The organism is Noviherbaspirillum sedimenti, from assembly GCF_003590835.1.
Classification (GTDB): Bacteria; Pseudomonadota; Gammaproteobacteria; order Burkholderiales; family Burkholderiaceae_D; genus Paucimonas; species Paucimonas sedimenti.
The window spans coordinates 1433798-1453792 of the sequence record NZ_QYUQ01000002.1; the positions used below are offsets into that span (position 1 = coordinate 1433798).

At 59.1% G+C, this 19995-nt stretch carries 15 protein-coding genes and 1 pseudogene; 3 read left to right on the forward strand and 13 right to left on the reverse strand.

The genetic code is table 11. The features are described 5' to 3' along the window. Positions 1 to 5: 5 nt before the first annotated feature. The 5 genes from D3878_RS06680 to D3878_RS06700 all read right to left on the reverse strand — a co-directional run bounded on the left by D3878_RS06680 (position 6) and on the right by D3878_RS06700 (position 5875). Positions 6 to 1010: an XdhC family protein gene (locus tag D3878_RS06680; protein WP_119784756.1), complete on the reverse strand. Its 1005-nt coding sequence runs from the start codon at positions 1008 to 1010 to the stop codon at positions 6 to 8. A 2-nt stretch (positions 1011 to 1012) separates the two neighbouring features. Continuing rightward, complete coding sequence (locus tag D3878_RS06685) at positions 1013 to 3202, reverse strand: xanthine dehydrogenase family protein molybdopterin-binding subunit (protein WP_119784757.1); 2190 nt, start codon at positions 3200 to 3202, stop codon at positions 1013 to 1015. 12 nt (positions 3203 to 3214) lie between these two features. Further along, positions 3215 to 3673: a (2Fe-2S)-binding protein gene (locus D3878_RS06690; protein WP_119784758.1), complete on the reverse strand. Its 459-nt coding sequence runs from the start codon at positions 3671 to 3673 to the stop codon at positions 3215 to 3217. A gap of 175 nt (positions 3674 to 3848) precedes the next feature. Then, positions 3849 to 4742, reverse strand: a complete 894-nt coding sequence (locus D3878_RS06695) for a LysR family transcriptional regulator (RefSeq protein WP_119784759.1) — start codon at positions 4740 to 4742, stop codon at positions 3849 to 3851. Positions 4743 to 4993: 251 nt separating this feature from the next. Continuing rightward, the gene (locus D3878_RS06700) at positions 4994 to 5875 is read right to left on the reverse strand and encodes a LysR substrate-binding domain-containing protein (RefSeq protein ID WP_119784760.1); all 882 of its coding nucleotides are present in this window, start codon (positions 5873 to 5875) and stop codon (positions 4994 to 4996) included. A gap of 93 nt (positions 5876 to 5968) precedes the next feature. Here D3878_RS06700 and D3878_RS06705 point away from each other — a divergent pair, with 93 nt between their 5' ends. Both D3878_RS06705 and D3878_RS06710 read left to right on the forward strand, forming a co-directional pair. After that, positions 5969 to 7204, forward strand: coding sequence for an MFS transporter (locus D3878_RS06705; RefSeq protein ID WP_119784761.1), 1236 nt, complete (start codon positions 5969 to 5971; stop codon positions 7202 to 7204). Positions 7205 to 7218: 14 nt separating this feature from the next. After that, positions 7219 to 7671 carry a MaoC family dehydratase gene (locus tag D3878_RS06710; protein ID WP_119784762.1) on the forward strand — a complete coding sequence of 151 codons (453 nt, stop codon included), beginning with the start codon at positions 7219 to 7221 and terminating at the stop codon, positions 7669 to 7671. Positions 7672 to 7900: 229 nt separating this feature from the next. Here D3878_RS06710 and D3878_RS06720 read toward each other — a convergent pair whose 3' ends face one another. Then, a complete protein-coding gene (locus D3878_RS06720) occupies positions 7901 to 9016 on the reverse strand; it encodes an NADH:flavin oxidoreductase (RefSeq protein ID WP_119784764.1) in 1116 nt (371 codons plus the stop codon). Between the two features lie 80 nt (positions 9017 to 9096). Between D3878_RS06720 and D3878_RS06725 the strand changes: the two genes are divergently transcribed. Beyond that, complete coding sequence (locus D3878_RS06725) at positions 9097 to 10035, forward strand: LysR family transcriptional regulator (RefSeq protein WP_233556254.1); 939 nt, start codon at positions 9097 to 9099, stop codon at positions 10033 to 10035. 382 nt (positions 10036 to 10417) lie between these two features. Here the strand turns inward: D3878_RS06725 and D3878_RS24600 are convergent, their stop codons facing one another. From D3878_RS24600 to D3878_RS06765, 7 genes and pseudogenes are all read right to left on the reverse strand, one after another. Further along, positions 10418 to 10930, reverse strand: coding sequence for a histidine kinase (locus D3878_RS24600; protein WP_274381900.1), 513 nt, complete (start codon positions 10928 to 10930; stop codon positions 10418 to 10420). Positions 10931 to 11238: 308 nt separating this feature from the next. Beyond that, the gene (locus D3878_RS06740; RefSeq protein ID WP_233556255.1) at positions 11239 to 13161 is read right to left on the reverse strand and encodes a putative bifunctional diguanylate cyclase/phosphodiesterase; all 1923 of its coding nucleotides are present in this window, start codon (positions 13159 to 13161) and stop codon (positions 11239 to 11241) included. A gap of 86 nt (positions 13162 to 13247) precedes the next feature. Continuing rightward, on the reverse strand, positions 13248 to 15830 hold the full coding sequence (locus D3878_RS06745) for a PAS domain S-box protein (RefSeq protein ID WP_119784766.1): 2583 nt from the start codon (positions 15828 to 15830) through the stop codon (positions 13248 to 13250). A 189-nt stretch (positions 15831 to 16019) separates the two neighbouring features. Further along, positions 16020 to 17693, reverse strand: coding sequence for an electron transfer flavoprotein-ubiquinone oxidoreductase (locus tag D3878_RS06750; RefSeq protein WP_119784767.1), 1674 nt, complete (start codon positions 17691 to 17693; stop codon positions 16020 to 16022). A 259-nt stretch (positions 17694 to 17952) separates the two neighbouring features. Continuing rightward, positions 17953 to 18087: pseudogene (locus D3878_RS06755) on the reverse strand (NAD(P)(+) transhydrogenase (Re/Si-specific) subunit beta); the annotation flags it as partial. An 18-nt stretch (positions 18088 to 18105) separates the two neighbouring features. Next, positions 18106 to 18954, reverse strand: a complete 849-nt coding sequence (locus D3878_RS06760) for a 3-hydroxybutyryl-CoA dehydrogenase (RefSeq protein ID WP_119784769.1) — start codon at positions 18952 to 18954, stop codon at positions 18106 to 18108. Between the two features lie 102 nt (positions 18955 to 19056). Then, positions 19057 to 19986, reverse strand: a complete 930-nt coding sequence (locus tag D3878_RS06765; protein ID WP_119784770.1) for an electron transfer flavoprotein subunit alpha/FixB family protein — start codon at positions 19984 to 19986, stop codon at positions 19057 to 19059. Positions 19987 to 19995: the final 9 nt, after the last annotated feature.

The following is a 19995-nucleotide window of genomic DNA, read 5'->3' on the forward strand; positions in this document are numbered from 1 at the left end:
AGCTCCTAGGCGATACTGCAGCCAGCCTGGACGGATGTCTGCTTCGGCAGCAGTCCATGCTTTGTCCACGCTCCATTTCTCACCGCAGTCATTTCGGCCAGCACGGCAATGGCGATTTCCGGTGGCGTACGGCTGCCGATGGGGAGCCCTACCGGTCCGTGCAGCCTGTCAACCTCAGCTTGCGACAGGTCGAAATACTGTAGCAGACGCTCGCGCCGCCGTTGGCTGTTGACGGCAGATCCCAGCGCACCGACATAGAAGGCCGGAGACTTCAGCGCTTCCAGCAGCGCCATGTCATCCAGTTTCGGGTCATGCGTCAGTGCGACAACGGCACTGTGCGGATCAAGATTCAGTTCGATAACGACATCGTCCGGCATGCCCGGCACGAGCGTTGTGCCGGGGACGTTCCACTCGGCGGAGTATTCGCTGCGTGGGTCGCAGACCAACACCTGGTAGCCGAGTGCCTGCGCCATCTGGGCAAGGTAAGTCGAGATCTGTCCTGCCCCGATGATCAGCAAACGCCACGCCGGGCCATGGACGGTGATCAGCGTATGGCCATCCCAGCACACGGCATCCCTTGCTGAACCTGCCGTGATTGACACGCTCTGCTGACCAATAGTGATGGTGCGCCGAGCCAATTGGCCTTGGGCGATCCTTTCTGACAAGTCGTTCAAGGCTGCGAGGTCAGGGCAAGGCTCGATGACCAGCTCCATGGCTCCGCCGCAAGGCAAGCCAAAGCGGCGGGCTTCGTCCTGGGTAACGCCGTATTTCATCAGTAAGGGCACAGTCGATTCGAAGCCGCCGTGCAGCACGCGCTCGACCAGGTCGGTTTCGATGCAGCCGCCGGAAACCGAACCTTGCACCTGGCCGTCGTCACGCAACGCCATCCAGGACCCCGGCGGACGCGGCGCGGATCCCCAGGTACGGGCGACCGTGACCAAGGCGAATCGGTGCCCTGCTCTGGCCCAGCGGCGTACAGCCTCCAGAACTTGCTGGTCGGTACCGTGCATCACTACGCTTTCAGCTCGTCAGTGTTGATCGGCAGCTTGCGTACACGCTTGCCGGTTGCCGCCGCAAGTGCGTTCGCCAACGCCGGCGCGAGAGGCGGCACGACCGGTTCGCCGATACCAGTGGGATTGGCTGCGGAAGGAACGATGTGGACCTCAATGCGTGGCATGTCAGCAATGCGTACGGGCTGATAATCGTGAAAGTTGGATTGGTCTACTTTACCTTCGGTGAGGGTGATCGCGCCGTACATTGCCGCGGACAGTGCGAAGCCGATCGAGCCCTCGACCTGTGCCCGGATCACATCGGGGTTGATGGCGATGCCGCAATCCACCGCGCACACCACGCGGTCCACGCGATAGCTGCCGTCGCCTTTCACCGTCACCTCTGCGACCTGAGCCACATACGACTTGAAGGACTCGTGCACAGCCACTCCGCGGCCACGGCGCTCGCCTGGCTTGCCGGCAGGCAGTGGCGTATTCCAGCCCGCCTTTTCCGCAGCCAGTTTCAGCACCGCCGCATGGCGAGGATGCTTCTCCAGCATGGTCAAACGCCAGGCGACCGGGTCCTTCCCCGCCACTTGCGCCAGCTCATCGACGAAGCATTCCGTCGAGAAAGCCGTATGGGTAGAGCCCACCGAACGCCACCAATGCACCGGCACGCCAATGTCCGTCGGTGTGTGCAACTCTACCTGCATGTCAGGAATGGCATAAGGCAGATTGGTGGCGCCTTCCACCGAAGTGCCATCTATGCCGTCCTTGATCCCCGCCGCAAAGGGAGAACCGGCGAGAATAGACTGTCCCACCAGGCGATGGCGCCAGCCGACAAGCCTGCCCTGGTCATCCAGCCCAGCCCACAGGCGGTGATGGAACATGGGACGGTAGTAGCCGCCGCGCATATCGTCTTCGCGCAGCCAGACGAGCTTGACGGGCGCACGGCCGTCGATCGCCTTGGCGATGTGCGCGGCTTCCACGATGTAATCGGCATTCTTGCTGGCACGGCGGCCAAAGCTGCCGCCGGCATACAGAGTGTTGATACGCACCTGCTCTGGCGTCAGACCGAACAGCTTGGCCAGCGCCATCTGGTCGACGGTTTGCATCTGGTCGCCGTTCCAGATTTCACAGCCATCCTTGCCAAGCCGGACCACGCAATTCAGGGGTTCCATGGCTGCGTGAGCAAGATAGGGGAAGTCATACGATGCTTCGAGGGTACGTGCGACGGTACTCAGCGCCTTGTCCACGTCGCCTGCGCGGCTCGCCACATTGCCGGGCGACTTGGCAAGTTCCCGGTATTTTTCCAGGATCTGATCCGAGCCAAGCTTGAAGGCTGCACTTTCGTCCCATTCGACGATGAGAGCGTCACGGCCCTTCTTGGCGCTCCAGGTATCTTTGGCAAGAACCGCGACGCCGGAAGGAATCTGCACCACATCCACCACGCCTTTGATCGCCTTCGCCTTGGTAGCATTGAACGACTTCACCTCCGCGCCGAAGCGGGGAGGATGCGCCACCACGGCGGTGAGCATGCCCGGCAGGTGTATGTCCTGGGTAAATACGGCCCGGCCGGTGGTTTTATCGGTACTGTCCTTGCGCGGAGCATGCTTGCCAATGAGCTGGAAGTCCTTCGGATCCTTGAGCTTGACGTCCGCGGGCATCGGCTGCTCAGCGGCGACACGGGCGAGCTGACCGAAGCTTGCCTTGCGGCCGGATGCCTTGTGCATCACCATGCCGTTGGCAACAACAATCTCTGCGGCAGGCGTATTCCATTGCTGCGCAGCTGCCGCCACCAGCATGGCGCGTGCGGACGCTCCTGCCCGGCGCAGCTGCTCCCAGGAGTTGGCGATGGCGCTGCTGCCGCCGGTACCCTGCATAGGCCCCCAGGACAGGTTGTTGTAGCGCTTGGCGTCTGCCGGCGCACTTTCGACGCGGACCTGCGACCAGTCGGCGTCGAGTTCTTCCGCCACGATCGTGGCAAGCCCCGTATAGACCCCCTGCCCCATTTCCAGGTGTTTGGCAATGACGGTGACCGTGTTGTCCTCGGCAATGCGCAGGAAGGCATTCGGCGCGAAATTTGCAGTCTTCGCCATCTGCTTGCCAGCGCCTGCTGCTGTCGCGGAAGGCAGGTAGATCGCCAGCGTGAGTCCCGCGGCTTCCTGCAGGAAGCGGCGGCGGCTGGCGTTTTCGATGCGAGTCGTGGTCATGGTTCTTCTCCCTTAGGCCAGCGACTTTGCCGCTTCATGAATCGCAGCGCGAATACGCACATAGGTGGCGCAGCGGCAGACATTGCCGCCCATTGCGCCATCGATGTCCGCATCCGTCGGCTTGCGGTTATTTTCCAGCAGCGCCACGGCGCTCATGATCTGGCCGGACTGGCAATAGCCGCATTGGACGACATCGAGCCGCTGCCAGGCATGTTGCACCGCCTTGCCGACACGGCTGCGCCCGACACCTTCGATGCTCACAATCTTCTTGCCGGCCGCCGCGGATACCGGCGTGCTGCAGGAACGCACAGGTTCTCCATTCATGTGCACGGTACAGGCGCCGCACAGCGCCATGCCGCAACCGAACTTGGTACCGGTGAGCTGCAGGGTATCGCGCAGCACCCACAGCAACGGGGTGTCGGGCTCGGCATCGACGCGCGACTCTTTGCCGTTGATATTCAGTGTGATCATGAAAAACTCCGATGTGGGGTAGTAATCAACCTATGCAACTACTTTTTTGCTTTTTATTATTGCAGCCGGGAAGTCCGTTGATTAGATAGCAAAACGTGCATAGGTCTATAAGCACAGCTAATGAATGCGGCTGTGGTAAGGCATGGTTTTCCCGTTGTTGAGGGCTGGCACTTCGTCAGGCTCGGTAGCGCAATGCGTCGACCACCAATGCAAACGCCGGAGACGATTGACGGCGTGTTGGGTAGTAGAGATGGTAGCCAGGAAAAGCAGGACACCAATCTTCCAGCACGGAGATGAGGTGCCCTGCGTCGATATGTTCCTGCACCAATTCCTTTAGGGCGAACGCCAACCCCAATCCGGCCAGCGTTCCCTTGATCAGTTGAGGAACGGCGTTGACGATAAGCTGACCGTCAACGCGCACATTCAACGCGCGTTTCCCCTTTTTGAGTTCCCAAGCGTATAGCCCGCCATAGGTCGGCAAGCGGAGATTAATGCAGGAATGCTCGGTGAGATCTTCCGGCTTCTTTGGTAGCGGCCTCTTTGCGAAATAAGCGGGAGCACCAACAATTGCGGTAGGAACGTCCGGGCTAATGCGCACGGCAATCATGTCTTTCTCCACCTGGTCGCCAAAGCGTACGCCGGCATCGAAGCGCTGCTCGACGATGTCGATCAACCTGTAGTCAGTATTAATCTCGACCTTGATGTCCGGATAATCAGGCAACAACTTCGCCAGCTTCGGCAAAAGAATGGCGTCAGCCGCTTGCTCCAAAGTCGATATGCGAACGGTGCCGGCGGGCTTATCCCGCAGTTCGCTTAATGCCGCGAGCTCAGCATTGATCTCGTCAAACCGAGGGGCGACGGTCTGCAGCAAGCGTTCACCTGCCTCGGTAGGTGAGACGCTGCGCGTGGTTCTGGTCAGCAGTCGAATGCCCAACCGCGCCTCCAACTCCCGAATCGTCTGGCTCAACGCCGATTGGGACACGCCCAGTTGCGCAGCCGCACGGGTAAAGCTAGCTTCGCGCGCCACTGCGACAAAAGCCAGAAGATCGTTGAAGTTTTCTCGCGCCATTTATAAGCCAATCTTATAGGTTCATGCGAATTATACCGTCCAATCAAATGCTGCCATATCCACTACATTTGCAGCTGTGAAAAAGGGGCGACTCCCCCCTCCTTTTGGATAAGACAAACATGCAGCCATCCAAAAGAATCGCTGAGATGCTTTGCTTTATCAGTCAGCGCAAGCTGATGGTGAGTTTGCCGGTTCGGCCCGTCACATTTCTGCCAAAAGCAGGCCGTCGCCAACTTATATCAAACAAAAGACTACGCAGTCTCTTCAATCAACCATTCCTTGACAGCCGCCGCAGCTGGCCTAAGCGCCAACCTTCGGTGATGGACGACGTAGTATCCGCTGGATAAAGGCAGGCGACAGTCGAAAGGCTCTATTAGCGTTCCCTCTGTCGTTTCTTCTTCCATCAAGAGAGCGCTGCTCAAAACGACCCCTTGTCCTTGTTTGGCAGCCTCGATCGCTACCATTCCTTGATCAAAATGAATGCGCGGGATGCTCGCAATGTCTGCATCCTTCAATCGGCTGAAATGACGTAGCCATTTTGGCCAATAAGGCTGCACCGTTGTATGCAGCAGTGTGGCCCGAGCCAGATCGTCTGGCTGTTTAAGCGAAAGGTCTGCGGCATAGCCTGGACTGCAATACGCTCTGGCCTCGTCTTGAAAGAGCAGCGTGGCATCGAGATTGGCGGCGCTACCCTCGAAGTACCTGATGGCCAGATCGATTTGTTCGCGCTCGAAGTCCACCAGTGCGGTTGACGCATTGAGATGAAGCTCGATTTCCGGATACCGCGTTAGCAAGCGTGCCATTCGGCGAGGAAACCACTTGGCGGCAAAACTCGGCGGCATGGAAAGCCATACCGCCATGCTGCGGCGATCTCTGAGTTTCTCACTTGCATCGGCTATCTGGGCAAGTGCAGGTTGAATCCGCTCCCAATACAGCAATCCATCTGCAGTGGGCTGCACTTGACGGATCTGGCGGGTGAATAATAAAACGCCAAGCCACTCCTCCAGTTTTTGTATTTGTTGGCCAATTGCGCCAGGTGTTACGTGCAGTTTTTCGGCTGCATGAGTAAAACTATGTGTTCTCATTGCAGCATCAAAGGCCACCAATGCTTTTAAGGGAGGATATCTGTTCATGACATAGAAAATCTATTCCATTGCATATATTAAATCATTTGTCGGGCAGAGTGTAAGCGAACAAAATCGCCATAGTTTTCATAAGGAATGAATATGTTTCTTTCACTACGTCGCCCTGATGTCTTAGTCATTACCCTGGCCGCCGCCGGCATTCTCATGGTGTCCATGGGCATTCGACAATCCTTTGGACTTTTCATCAGTCCGATCAATACGGCGACCGGCATGGGGATCGCCACGATCAGCTTTGCGCTGGCGATCGGACAGTTCACCTGGGGGGCAATCCAGCCTATCGCCGGCGCAGTTGCGGACCATTATGGCCCACGTGCGGTATTGATCGGCGGGCTGGTCATGCTGGCGATAGGCTGCGCGCTGACGCCTTTTGTCACGAGTGGCTTTGGGCTGATGGTGTCGCTCGGATTACTGGCATGCGTGGGATCAGGCGCCAGCAGTTTTTCGGTTTTGATTGGCGCGGGTTCACAGCGCCTGCCCGTCGAATCGCGGGCAGCAGCATCCGGCGTCATCAATGCGGGCGGCTCTTTCGGCCAGTTCATTTTCGCACCTCTTGCACAGAAACTGATTCAGTCGATCGGATGGATGGGAGCGATGTGGACGATGGCGCTCGCAGCGCTCTTGACCCTGCCGCTGATTGGCAAGCTGACTGGCGCTGAAGCCAGGCCGCACACGCATGCGGATGGTGATCAGGGACTGCGAAAAACCCTCCGGGATGCAATGAAGAATCCGAGTTACCTGCTGCTGCATGCCGGATTTTTCACCTGCGGATTCCATATCGCCTTTATCGTCACCCATTTGCCTGGCGAAGTAAATCTGTGCGGCTTGCCCCCTGCCGTCGCCGGTTGGTCTTTGTCGATTATTGGCCTGGCCAATATTTTCGGCAGTCTTTACGCAGGCTCGTGGATCGGCAAGTACCGGAGCAAATACGTCCTGGCGGCGATGTATGGCTCACGCGCCGTGCTGATTGCGTGGTACCTGATGATGCCGCGCACCGAATGGACGTTTTACGTGTTTGCCGCTGGCCTCGGCTTCACCTGGCTGGCGACCGTGCCGCCGACTGCAGCCATCGTGGGAAAGCTGTTCGGCACACGCTATTTGGCAACCTTGTTCGGGATGACGCTTTTGTCGCATCAAATCGGCGGCTTTCTCGGTGCGTGGCTGGGTGGAATCGCCATTACCCAGTTCGGCGACTTTAGCTGGATGTGGTACGCCGACATTGCCCTGGCCATTTTGGCCGCCATCATCAATTTGCCGATTCGTGAAGCGCCCGTATTGCGCGCCACTGTCAGCCCAGCTCAAGCTCAGGCAGAAACTTGAAAGGAGTCCAAACGATGGCAAGCGAACAATATCTCGACGACTTGACTGTAGGGCTACGATTTGGCTCCCGGCGTCTCGTAATGGATAGCAGCGCAATCAAGCGATTTGCGGCGGAGTTCGACCCTCAGCCTTTCCACCTCGATGAACAGGCAGCACAGGGAACCCTATTTCGAGGACTGGCTGCCAGCGGTTGGCACACAGCGGCACTTACCATGAGACTTCTGGTCGAGAGCGAGTTCAGGCCGGCTGGTGGAATCGTTGGCGCGGGCTTGGAAGAGTTGCAATGGCCGCGCCCAACGCGCTCGGGGGACGAGCTATATGTTGAAACTGAAGTGCTTGAGGTCAGGCCATCGAAGTCTCGGCCCGCGCAAGGCATAGTCAAGGTTCGGGTCACGACCTTCAACCAAATGCAGGAAGTTCTCCAGATGTACGTGGGGAACCTGGTCGTGCAGCGTCGGCCGTCATAGCACTTTCCTCATATTATCCAGCTCCCGGTCGAATTCCCTTCATTTTCAGAAACGATGCAGGCCCGCATGCGGGCCATCTTGCCGGTTGCGGGTACGGGTGCGAGCTCGAACGTGGTCATCAGTCCCGGCGTCAACCGGCCGGGGCTGATGACCTCCTTGTACGCTGCATTGAATGCACCAATGGCCTTCTCCCTCAAAACGGCGCTGGGTCGCGGGTCGCTTTGCGGCGTTACGCCATCAAGCCAAACGCCAGCTCGCTGTCCTTGATGTCGGCAATCGGACCGAGGATAGCACTGTCGAAAGCTCTCGGCTCACGCCTGGCTTCAAACACCTTCGGCAGGTCCGGATTGGCCAGCGCTCCTCGTCCCAGCGCAACGATGTCGGCGCCGGCTTCCAGCGCCTCATTTGTCCGCTCGACATTGTGCAGGCTGCCGTTGGCGATGATCGAAATCTTGGGGGCGTATCGGCGGGCCAGCGCAAGCAGGCTGTCTTGCCCGCCCTCGAAAGCCGGCTGCCACGCCTCGAACTCGGTCACGTGGATGAAGTCCGCCCCGGCTTCTGCGAGCGCGCTGAAGATGACTTCAGCGTCTGCCTCACGGCCGGGCCACTTGCTCGTGAAGTCGTTCACCTTGCCCTGCGAGATGCGAATGCCGACCGGCACTTCGTTGCCCACCTCGGCTTTGACGGCCTTGACGATCTCGACCAGCAGGGACACCCGTCCCTTGACGTCGCCGCCCCACCGATCCGTGCGACGGTTGCTGTCCGCGGTCAGGAACTGGTCGAGCAGGTAGCCGTTGGCCCCGTGGATCTCGACCCCGTCGAACCCGGCGACTCGCACGGCGCGGGCCGCCGTGTCCACGAAGCCCTTGATCACTTCGGCGATCTCGACGTCGGTGATCTCCACCGGCTCGGCGTAGGTGCCCTGGCCGTAGTAAACGCTCATCTGCTGGCCCTTGGGCCGAATCGCCGAGGGAGCAACGGTGTGGCTGCGGAATCGGTTGGCATGGCTGAGGGCGCCGGCGTGCATGATCTGCGCGAACACCCGCGCTCCGTGCGCTTGCATTTCCCTGGTGATGTCTGCCCAAGCGTGCGCTTGTTCTTCGTCGGCCAAGCCGGGCTGGAACGGGTAACCCTGCGAGTAGGCCTTGTCCGTATACAGCCCTTCCGTGATGACCAGGCCGAAGCCGCCCTTGGCAAACCGGACGTAATAGTCGCGCATGGTCTGCGTGGGAACGCCTTCTTCAGTGGCGGTCACCCGGGTCATGGGCGCCACTGCCAGACGGTTTCGCAGAACTGTGCCTTTTATATCGTGCGTAGATAAAATGTTGCTGATCGAATCGTTCATGCTTTGCTCACCTCATTGCTTGCCGTTAGCGGGTTTTCGAGCGCGGGCAGCGCTTCAATAGAGGTATAGTAGACATCGTCGTGGCGCCGACCAAGACCGGCAATGGTGAAGCCGCCTTAACGAATGAGGATATAAAAGTGCAAATCTCCGACCTCCGGATTTTTCTGGCGGTAGCTTCGACTGGCAGCTTGTCAGCGGCGGCGCGGCAGCTGGATGTCGTACCCATGCAGGTTTCCCGTCGGCTGGGCGCCTTGGAAGAGGAATTGGGGGTTCGCCTGTTCCACCGCACCACAAGGTCGGTTTCCTTGACGGCCGAGGGCGAAGCATTCCTCCCCTACGCCAACACGATGACCGAGGCGGAGGAAAGCGCGCGAGGCGAGTTGAGCCCATCGCCGGCCAAGGCGTCGGGAGTGTTGCGGATGACAGCGCCGAGCATCCTGGGCCAATCCATCGTGCTCCCCTTGCTGCCTCGTCTGCTGGAGCGGCATCCTGAACTGCGCGTCGACCTGGACCTTTCCGATCGGGTGATCGATATCGTAGGCCTGGGCCTGGACCTGGCCCTGCGCGTTGCGCCGCTGGACGATTCGGAGCTCGTCGCCAAAAGAATCGTGCCGAACCCTCGTGTCATTTGCGCTGCCCCGGCCTACCTGAAACAGCATGGACACCCGTCGACCTTGTCAGATCTCGATGCCCATCACTGCATCCTGCTGCAAGCCGTTCCCCGCTGGCCCTTCGTGATCGACGGCGAGTTGCAGCGCAGGCGGATGAATGGTCGTATCAACACCAGCAGTGTCGATGCCGTGAGGACGGCGGCCATCCAGGGATTGGGGCTTGCCATGCTGACCTACTGGGATGCCTTCCAGCAGCTGGCTGATGGCTCGCTCGTCCAGATTGAACTGCAGGACGCCTCCATGGAAGACCTGTCCGTATGGGCGGTCACCCCGACCCGGCGCTATGTGCCGACCCGGGTGAAGGTGTTCCTGGATGCGCTTGAGGCCCGGCTGGCAGATCGGCAGTGAGCGATCGGCCGGACCCGCCTTGTCGCTGAGGCGAGGCGGCCAGGCTTCGATTCCAGTTCACGCAATTGCAGCGTCAGCATCCGATCCGCTGCGTCATCTCTGGCATAAGGCGCCTTAACTCGTTGAACCGACGGGTTCCAAGCTTCATGTCAAGCTCTTGCCAAAGCAATGGTATAAAAAATGTGCCTACAGCACAAAATTGTGCGTACTTACGTACATCGCTGATATAGCTTAGCATGGACTCACATCTACACATAGAAGTCATTCAAATGAGTCTGTTGCTGTTCCCCTTCGAAATCCACTGAAACCCAGGGGTCTTTCCGCACCGAGTCAGCCATCAGTAACATTAGAAGGAGGCATTGCCTTGTTTTCTTTATCATCACTACCCTATGGCGACCTGCCGGGCTTTCGCAGGACCTACCGCCCGGGCCAAATGACGCTGGGCCTGTACTTTCCGATCGAGGCATACGAGGGCGACGCGCCTTCGATGTGCAACCAGGTGGAGCTTGCGCAACAGGCCGATGAGACGCGCTGAACGGTGAAAATCCGGATGCGCGGCGGTAGTTTGTTCGGTCAACGTGGTGGCATCCAGCCGGATGGCCAGCAGCGTCTGGCCCAGTTCGTCATGCAGGTCGCGGGCAATGCGCTGACGCTCTGTTTCCTTGATGGTTTCCTGATGGGCGGCCAGTTCGCGGATGCGGGCGCGCGACTGGCGCAGCGCTTCTTCGGCCAGCTTGCGCTCGGTGATATCCTTGCCCGTGCCGCGGTAGCCTTGGTAAGCGCCATGTTCATCAAACATGGGCTCGCCGCTGACGCTGTACCACGCGATGCGACCGTCCGATGCCTGGATCCTGTATTCAAAATCCGTAAACGGGAGGCGGGCTTCCGCCGTCACACGTTGCCTCTGCCAGGATGGCTCGTTACTCCCCAAACCCAGTTCCCAGCCACAACAGGATGAATTGAGCGTCTACCGGCTTCCTTCGAGCGCTCCTGGCTGCATGATGAATTGCACAAGGCGCGCAAAGTCAGCGCCGCTGGCAGGAAACGCAATCGGGCCATTGCCATGAGCTCGGTGCACACAGCTTCGTTGTGATCGATCCGGATCTTTGTGGCAGCATTGGTCATGGCGGCATCTCTCCAGAAAATGCCAAAAACCAGCAGAATTCATGCCTGCAAATTAACGGGACGGAACACTAGCGTCAGTTATGCCCAGTTGGTTTCCCAATTCCTGAACTGCTCTGCCGGCATTGGCTTGCTGATGTGATAGCCTTGTGCCACATCGCATCCGAGCGCCGCCAAGCTATCCCAGTGCGCCTGGCTCTCCACCCCTTCCGCCACGATTTTCATGTCCAGATTGTGACCCAGCTCGATGGTGGTACGTACGATCACTGCCGAATCATTGGATACCGTCATGGGCATGACGAATGACTGATCAATCTTGATGTAATCCACCGGCAATTTCTGCAAATAGCCCAGGCTGGAATAGCCCGTCCCAAAGTCGTCTATGTACAACCGCGTGCCCAGCTGCTTTAAGTCGGTGAGCGTCTCCAGGGCGCTGGCCGGATCCTCCATTAATGCACTTTCAGTCAGCTCGAACTGCATCAGTTCCGGCCGGATGCCCCAGGTAGCAAACAAGCCCCGGATCCGCTCGACCAGATCGGGATCGCGCAAGTCATGCGCGGAGAGGTTGACCGCCAGCGGCCAGTCCAGCCCGGCCTCATGCCAGGCGTAGCTTTGACTGAATGCAGATTCCAGCACCCAGTTGGTGAGCGGCGTGATCAAACCAGCTTGCTCCGCAAGCGGGATGAATTCACTGGTCGAAATCATGCCATGCACCGGGTGTTCCCAGCGCACCAATGCTTCCGCGCCGCATACGCGCCGCGAAGCGATGTCTACCTTGGGCTGGCAATACAGCAGCAATTGGTTGTGCTCGATGGCATGCCGCAAGTCGCCCATGAGCGCGAGCCGCCTGGCGTGCAGTTCTTCCTGGCCGCCGGTGTACATGGCATAACCGCCGTGCGTCGGCCTGGCTTCGCGCATCGCGGAATTCGCCCTGCGCAATAAAGCTTCCGGGGTAGTGGCGTGACCAGGAAAGAGCGCGATGCCGATGTTCACGCTTGCATCGACCATGAGGCCGGACACTTCTACAGGGTCATGCAGAATGGCGGTAAGCCGTTGCGCCCTCTGGATCGCATGCTCGGCACTCGTCGCAGGCAATAGCAAGGCGAACTCCGCTTCCCCCACGTGCGCCAGCGTTTCATTTTCCTTGACAGCCAGCTCAAGGCGCCGGCCGAGTTCCTGCAGTAATTGATCCCCCGAACGGTAACCCAGGACTTTATTGATTTCGTGAAAGCGCCCTACGTGCAAGTGCAGCAAGGCCAGCGCATGGTGATGCTGTTTCGCCTCTTGCATTGCTTCTTCCAGGCACTCCAGCAGGAATGTGCGATTCGGCAGCCCAGTCAGCGCCTCATAGTAAGCCAGGCGGGCGATGGTGGCTTCGGCCTCACGATGTTTTTCGCGGATCCGCAGGTTGGCAATGCCGTAGGCCAGATCGTCGGCCAGCTCGCTAAGCAACTGGACTTCTTCTTCATCGAAGTCATCGGGCTCAGCCGCAGCCATGGCCAGAGCGCCAATCACCTCGCCATCGATGCGCAAGGGGAAGGCGGCGGTGACTAAAGCGAAGCCTGTCTTGATTGCCTCCTCGCGCACACGGTCGTAGGCTGGATAGGCATAGGCCGGATCGGTGAGGATATGTCGTCCCACGCAGGGTTCGCCAGTGCGGATTGCCGTACCCATCCCGGTGCGGCCGGATTCGGTATCCGCCCAGGTAAAATGCAAGGTCTCGAGATACGTCATGTCCGTATCGGCGGCGCCCACCCAGCGGATCGTCTTTTCTTGATCGTGCTCTGCATAACCAACGACAGCTTGTCGATATCCGCCACTTTCGACAATGACCCGACACATGTCCTGCAGCAATGCCTGCTCGTCTGAAGCATGCAATAAAGTATGATTGCCGGCACTTAAGGTTTTGAAGGCGCGATGAATGCGCGCCAGTTTCTGTGCCTGATCGTCCACTGACGCAGGCCCAGCTTGGTCGCCCATTGGCGCATCGGCAAGGTGTTTCATGGAGTCCGCTCCAGCACGCATAACATTTCATTATAGGCCAGCATGCGGGTTCATTCAGGCAAAGCATGCCGATCGTCAGGATGCCATCAGCACGGCGCTTCGATTGACACCGGGAGCGGAATGGAAAAGCGGAGCCTGGTGCCTTTGCCGGGAGCGCTGTCCACGGCAAACGTGCCGCCGATCGCCTTGATGCGCTCCTCGATGCCAACCAGCCCGAAAGCCTGTTTTTTGCGGCGCTGGTTTTGGGCGATGCCAATCCCGTCATCGGCAATCGTCATTTCAAGCTGGCCCTCTTCCGTGCGGATCGCAATGCTTACCTGCCGTGCCTTGGCGTGCCGGGTGATGTTGGTGAGGGATTCTTGCAGGACGCGGAACAATGCCGTGGAATGGCTGGCGTCAAGGTGGCGATAGGAATCTTCGTCGTCCACCTCCAGGTCGCAAGGAATGCCGCTCATGCTCTCGAATTCATGGACTTGCCATTCCATTGCGGCCAGCAGTCCCAGGTCCAGCACGAAAGGCCGCAAGTCGTTGATAATTGTCTTCACGCTCGTCATTGCCGTATCAATGTGCTCCAGCATGAGACGTGCTGAACGGTGAAATTCCGGATGCGCGGCGGCAGTTTGTTCGGTCAACGTGGTGGCATCCAACCGGATGGCCAGCAGCGTCTGGCCCAGTTCGTCATGGAGGTCGCGGGCAATGCGCTTGCGCTCTGTTTCCTTGATGGTTGACTGATGTGCGGCCAGATCGCGGATGCGGGCGCGCGACTGGCGCAGCGCTTCTTCGGCCAGCTTGCGCTCGGTGATGTCTTTTCCCGTGCCGCGGTAGCCTTTATAAATACCGTCTTCATCGAACATGGGCTCGCCACTAATGCTGTACCACACGACACTGCCGTCTGGGCCCGGTTCAGCCCTTTCGTACTCAAAATCCTTAAATGGGCGGCGGGCTTCCACTGTGGCACGCTGCACCCGCCAGGACGGCTCGTCTTTCCAAATGCCCTCTATTTTCCAGGAATTCTCTCCAATACCGTGTTCGGGGATCTTGCCATTTTTGATTGCCTTCCATCCTGCAACGCTGGTTACCACAAGGTCCTTGTCATGCTCCCAGTACCATTCCGACGAGAGCGCGACCAAGCAGCGAAAGCGCTCCTCGCTTTCCCGCAGCGCTTGCTCGGCCAGCTTGCGGTCGGTAATGTCCCGGGCAAAAGCCAGGGCGACAGGCTCATTTTCGTAGTCAAACGGCATGGCGGAAATCCGTGCATACACCGCCGTGCCGTCCATGCGCTGCAACTTCACTTCCACTGGCGCAACGGTTTCCCTGGCTTCGATGATCAGGAGGATCCGCTCCTGAGCGGCAGCCTGCGAATCAGGATGGACGCGGTCAAGGAGGGAGTGGCCCACCACCTGGTCTGGTGAATCGGCACCGAACAGCTGCAGTGCCGCCGCGTTCGCATAGGCAACGCAGCTGCGGTTGCACACATAAATCGCATCCGGCGCATACTCGAAAAGCGAACGTAAGCGCTGCTCGCTGACGTTCAGCGCTGCTTTGCTGCGATGACGATCCTCGACCAGGGCATTGAAATGATGAATGATGCCGCCAATCTCGCCCTTGTCTTTGACCGTCAAAGGCACCAGCGATGCCATATCGTGCGTCATGCGCTGCATTGCCTGATTCGCTTCATCTAAAGGGGCAAGCAGGCGTCGCGTCATCCAGTGGGCCACGCAAACCGCCAGCAGCGTCAGGATGGCGGCCATGGCAATCAGGTAATGACGCATGGCGGTCACCGGCTGGAACGCCACCTCGGCCGGATAGGTTGCCGTCACGAGCCAGTTCGTCATGGGGATGGAACTGGCGGAAAAGAGCGTCGCTATGCCCTCGGTATTGCGCGCACTGGTGGAGCCCTCAAAGCCCGCGACGAAGCGGTCGTAGACTGCGTGTTGGCCTGGTGCTGGTGCCGCGGTCAGGACGCGGGCAGGATCGGTCGACGCGAGAACGAGATGATTATGCGGCGAAGTGACATAAAACTGCCCCTTGCCTGCCATTTTGCGTTCGAAAACGAGGCCGAAAAAATTGGGAGCACTCAAGTCTATGGCGCCGGCCAGGACCGCGCGCACCGTGCCGGCGTGGTCTCGCACCGGCACCGTGATCACCAGGGTCGGACGCTGCAACGATCTTGCCGTGACGAGCGTGGCGATGGCGGGCTTGCCGGTTTTCACGACGTTTTGGAAATAGTCGCGTTCGCCGACGTCCATGCCGCGGCGGCCCGGCATCGCCGGGTAATCGGCCATCACCCTGCCATCCAGCCCGATGACAATGATGCCGCTGGTAAAGGCCTGGTGTAAGGTGACCAGTTGCGACAGATGGTCATCGAGGACGCGCGTCGAGAGCTTGTCGGGAATGCGCGCGGCAGAGACGGTGAGCATGTCGACGCGTCCCTGCAGTTCGCCAGCAATGTCGGCGGCAAGACGACGTACCGATGCGAACTGCTGGTCAAACAGCACTTCACTGAATTTCTGCTGCTGAAAGGAGGTCGAGAGAAATACCAGTATCCACAGCAGGGTCAGGGAAAAGCCGAGCGACAAGGCAATCAGACGGCCTTTCAGGGAATCCAGGCAATACCACTTCAGTCGTATGAAAAAACCCTGGAGCCGGTTTGAATAAGGAGTGAGCATGTCGTACTAAGTCATACTGGGTCAACTGAAAATCCGATACCAGGCGACGCCATCGTCATCCAGAGTCGGCAATCTAATTCGCGCGTGAGCAATGTCTCGATACCATGCTGTGCTAGGCATCCACGACATTTTCGACAATGCTTTCTGGACTCTCAGGCAGGCATGCCAAGCCGATGAAGATGACAATGGCTACATGTTGGAATAATTCGGCCCGCCACCCCCTTCGGGGGTGACCCAGACGATGTTCTGGGTCGGATCCTTGATGTCGCAGGTCTTGCAATGCACGCAGTTTTGCGCATTGATCTGCAATCGCGCTTCACCGATATCGCTCTTGACGAATTCATATACGCCCGCCGGACAGAATCGTGACTCCGGGCCCGCATATTTCAGCAGGTTGATATTCACCGGCACGCTGGCATCCTTCAGGGTCAGGTGCACCGGCTGGTCTTCGGCATGGTTGGTGTTGGAAATGAACACCGAGGACAGGCGGTCGAAAGTCAGCTTACCATCCGGCTTGGGGTATTGGATCGGCTGGCACTCTGCCGCTGGTTTCAGGCATTCATGGTCGGCATGGGTGTGATGCAGGGTCCACGGCGCCTTGCCGCCGAAGAGGACCTGGTCGATGCCCACCAGCAGCGTGCCGGTGACCAGGCCCTTGCCCATGGCCGGCTTGAAGTTGCGCGCCTTGTGCAGCTCTGCATGCAGCCAGGAGCGCTCGAAAGAAGCCGGATAGGCGCTCAGCTCATCCTGCTGCCTTCCCGCCGCCAGCGCCTCGAAGGCTGCTTCGGCAGCCAGCATGCCGGTCTTCATGGCGGCATGGCTGCCCTTGATGCGCGAGGCATTCAAAAAGCCCGCATCGCAGCCCACCAGCGCCCCGCCCGGGAAAACCAGTTTGGGCAAGGATTGCAGGCCGCCGGCCGTGATAGCCCGGGCGCCATAGGACAGGCGCTTGCCGCCTTCAAAGAATTTGCGGATTGCCGGATGGGTCTTGTAGCGCTGAAATTCCTCGAAAGGCGACAGGTAGGGGTTGTCATAGGCCAGGCCCACCACGTAGCCTACTGCCACCTGGTTGTCTTCCAGGTGATAGAGGAAAGACCCGCCATAGGTGGCATTGTCCAGCGGCCAGCCGGCCGTGTGGATCACCAGGCCGGGCTGGTGTTTGGCTGGATCGATTTCCCACAATTCCTTGATGCCGATGCCATAGGTTTGCGGATCGCGCCCGGCATTCAAGTCATACCTGGCCATCAATTGCTTGCCCAGATGGCCGCGGGATCCTTCGGCAAACAGGGTGTATTTGGCATGTAGTTCCATGCCCAGCTGGAAGGCGGCCGTGGGCTGGCCTTCCCGGTCCACGCCCATGTTGCCAGTGGCCACGCCCTTGACTGAACCATCGTCATGGTAAAGCACTTCCGCTGCGGGAAAGCCGGGGAAGATTTCCACGCCCAGGCTTTCGGCTTGCTGGCCCAGCCAGCGCACCACGTTGGCCAGGGAAATGACGTAATTGCCATGGTTTTGGAAGCAGGCGGGCAAGAGCCAGTTGGGGGTCTTGTACGCCCTGGATTCCGACAGGAAGAGGAAGCGGTCTTCGGTGACGGGAGTATGCAGCGGAGCGCCCAGGGCTTGCCAGTCGGGGAAGAGCTCGGCCATGGCGATAGGGTCCATGACGGCGCCGGAAAGGATATGGGCGCCCAGTTCGCCGCCTTTTTCCAGCACGCAGACGGAGACTTCATTGCCTTTGTCCGCGGCGAGCTGCTTCAAGCGGATGGCGGCAGCCAGGCCGGCCGGGCCACCGCCGACGATCACGACATCGTATGCCATCGCTTCGCGCGGGCCGTATAGTTCCAGGATATTTTGGGAATTCATTAATCTTGCCTAGTGCTTGTTAGTATCTCGGGTCGCAAAAAACAACACAAAAAAAAATGCTCGCGCCCACAAGGACACGAGCCAAAACCACATTGGAAGTGGTGGAGAAACTGAATTACGTTGTTTCGGCGAACAATTCGCGGCCGATCAGTCTGCGGCGGATTTCCGAGGTGTGTCGACGCCGATCTCATACAGCTTGGCGTCGCGCCACAGACGCCCGACCGGGAACCCGTAATCGGCTCAAACTACTTGTTCAGTGCTATTCCACGGCCTTGACCATGTCCTCGATGACTTTCTTGGCATCGCCAAAGACTATCAAGATCTTGTCCATGCAAAGCAATTCATTGGCCAGACCCGCATAACCCGACGACATCGAGTGCTTGTTATTCACAAGCTGTTAATCGCCGCAACCTTAATACGTATAAAAACCCTGCTTGGTTTTGCGGCCTAGCATGCCGCCGTCCACCATTTCTTTCAGCAATTGTGCCGGGCGATATTTCGGGTCATTGAAATCGCGGTAGAGCACTTCCATCACGGCCAGGCAGACATCCAGACCGATCAGGTCCGCCAGGGCAAGGGGGCCGATCGGGTGATTCGCTCCGAGCTTCATGCCCGCATCGATTTCCTCCGCGTTGGCCGTGCCTTCCTGCAGCAAAAAGATGGCTTCGTTAATCATGGGGACGAGCAGGCGATTCACGACGAAACCCGGCGAGTTTTTCACGGAGATCGGGGTCTTGCCGACGCGCTCGGCGAGTGTCCGGGTCGCCTCGACCACGACGTCGTCGGTGCGCAGGCCGCGGATGATTTCAACCAGCGACATGACCGGCACCGGATTAAAGAAATGCATGCCGACAAAGCGCTCGGGGTTGGCCAGCGTCGCGGCCAGCTTGGTGATCGACACCGATGACGTATTGGAGGCGATGACGCAGCCGGGCTTGGCGACAGCTTCCATTTCTTTCAGGATCTGCTGTTTCAGCGCCAGGTTTTCCGTCGCGGCTTCAATGACGAAATCGGCTGCGGCCAGGTCGGCCAGCGCCGTGGTGCCCTGAATGCGGGAAAGGATCTGGTCTTTTTGTTCGGCTGTCAGCTTGCCGCTCTTGATCCCCCTGTCCAGGCTGGAAGCAATGGCGGCCATGCCTTTGGCGATGGCCGCGTCGTTAATGTCGCGCATGATGACACGCAGGCCAGCGGCAGCGCAAACCTGGGCAATGCCGCTGCCCATTTGTCCGGAACCAATAATGCCGACAACTTCAATACTCATCTTATTCTCCATGGCATGCGATATGAATTCGGGTTCCGCATGCGGTCTCTCAGTTCTAAGCAATTGTTCCACAAGCTTGTTCTGCATCGCAGCGTAGCTCCTTTAATCGAGCGCCTGTTCCAATTGCGGCACGATCTCGAACAGATCGCCGACGATGCCGTAGTCGGCCACCGAGAAGATCGGCGCTTCCGGGTCCTTGTTGATGGCCACAATGGTCTTCGAATCCTTCATGCCGGCCAGGTGCTGGATGGCGCCGGAAATGCCCACCGCAATGTACAGCTGGGGCGCGACGATCTTGCCGGTCTGGCCCACCTGCCAGTCATTGGGCACATAGCCTGCATCCACGGCGGCGCGCGAAGCCCCCATGGCGGCATTGAGCTTGTCGGCCAGCGGTTCGAGAATCTTGAAATTCTCTCCGGAGCCCATGCCGCGCCCGCCCGAGACGATGATCTTGGCAGCAGTCAGTTCCGGACGGTCCGATTTGGCCACTTCACGCGACACGAACGCCGATTTGCCGGAGTCCGCAACGACAGGCAGGGCTTCAACGACGGCACTACCGCCGGCGCCAGCGGCATCGAAGCCGGTGGTGCGTACGGTGATCACTTTGATCGGATCGGCCGACTGCACTGTGGCAATGGCATTACCGGCATAGATTGGGCGCTCGAAGGTGTCCGGGCTATCCACCTTGGTGATTTCCGAGATCTGGCCCACGTCCAGCCGAGCGGCAATGCGTGGGGCAATGTTCTTGCCATAGGCGGTGGCCGGGGCCAGCACATGCGAATAATCCTTCGCCAGCGCCAGCGCCTGCTCGGCGACATTCTCGGACAGGCCATCGGCAAACCAGGCGGCATCGGCCACCAGCACCTTGGCCACGCCAGCCAGTTGGGCGGCGGCTTGCGCAGCGGCGCCGCAGTTATGGCCGGCGATGAGGACATGGACGTCACCGCCGCACTGGAGGGCAGCGGTGACGGTATGGGCAGTGCTGCCCTTCAGGGTAGCGTTGTCGTGTTCGGCAATGACGAGAGTAGCCATGGTTTTCCT

Bases quoted from the DNA above. Each gene is read 5' to 3' on its own strand.
- D3878_RS06705 (WP_119784761.1), top strand. From the start codon at position 5,969: ATGTTTCTTTCACTACGTCGCCCTGATGTCTTAGTCATTACCCTGGCC.
- D3878_RS06690 (WP_119784758.1), bottom strand. From the start codon at position 3,673: ATGATCACACTGAATATCAACGGCAAAGAGTCGCGCGTCGATGCCGAG.
- D3878_RS06750 (WP_119784767.1), bottom strand. From the start codon at position 17,693: ATGAATTCCCAAAATATCCTGGAACTATACGGCCCGCGCGAAGCGATG.
- D3878_RS06740 (WP_233556255.1), bottom strand. From the start codon at position 13,161: ATGAAACACCTTGCCGATGCGCCAATGGGCGACCAAGCTGGGCCTGCG.
- D3878_RS06720 (WP_119784764.1), bottom strand. From the start codon at position 9,016: ATGAACGATTCGATCAGCAACATTTTATCTACGCACGATATAAAAGGC.
- D3878_RS06685 (WP_119784757.1), bottom strand. From the start codon at position 3,202: ATGACCACGACTCGCATCGAAAACGCCAGCCGCCGCCGCTTCCTGCAG.
- D3878_RS06680 (WP_119784756.1), bottom strand. From the start codon at position 1,010: ATGCACGGTACCGACCAGCAAGTTCTGGAGGCTGTACGCCGCTGGGCC.
- D3878_RS06760 (WP_119784769.1), bottom strand. From the start codon at position 18,954: ATGAGTATTGAAGTTGTCGGCATTATTGGTTCCGGACAAATGGGCAGC.
- D3878_RS06700 (WP_119784760.1), bottom strand. From the start codon at position 5,875: ATGAACAGATATCCTCCCTTAAAAGCATTGGTGGCCTTTGATGCTGCA.
- D3878_RS06710 (WP_119784762.1), top strand. From the start codon at position 7,219: ATGGCAAGCGAACAATATCTCGACGACTTGACTGTAGGGCTACGATTT.
- D3878_RS06765 (WP_119784770.1), bottom strand. From the start codon at position 19,986: ATGGCTACTCTCGTCATTGCCGAACACGACAACGCTACCCTGAAGGGC.
- D3878_RS06745 (WP_119784766.1), bottom strand. From the start codon at position 15,830: ATGCTCACTCCTTATTCAAACCGGCTCCAGGGTTTTTTCATACGACTG.
- D3878_RS06695 (WP_119784759.1), bottom strand. From the start codon at position 4,742: ATGGCGCGAGAAAACTTCAACGATCTTCTGGCTTTTGTCGCAGTGGCG.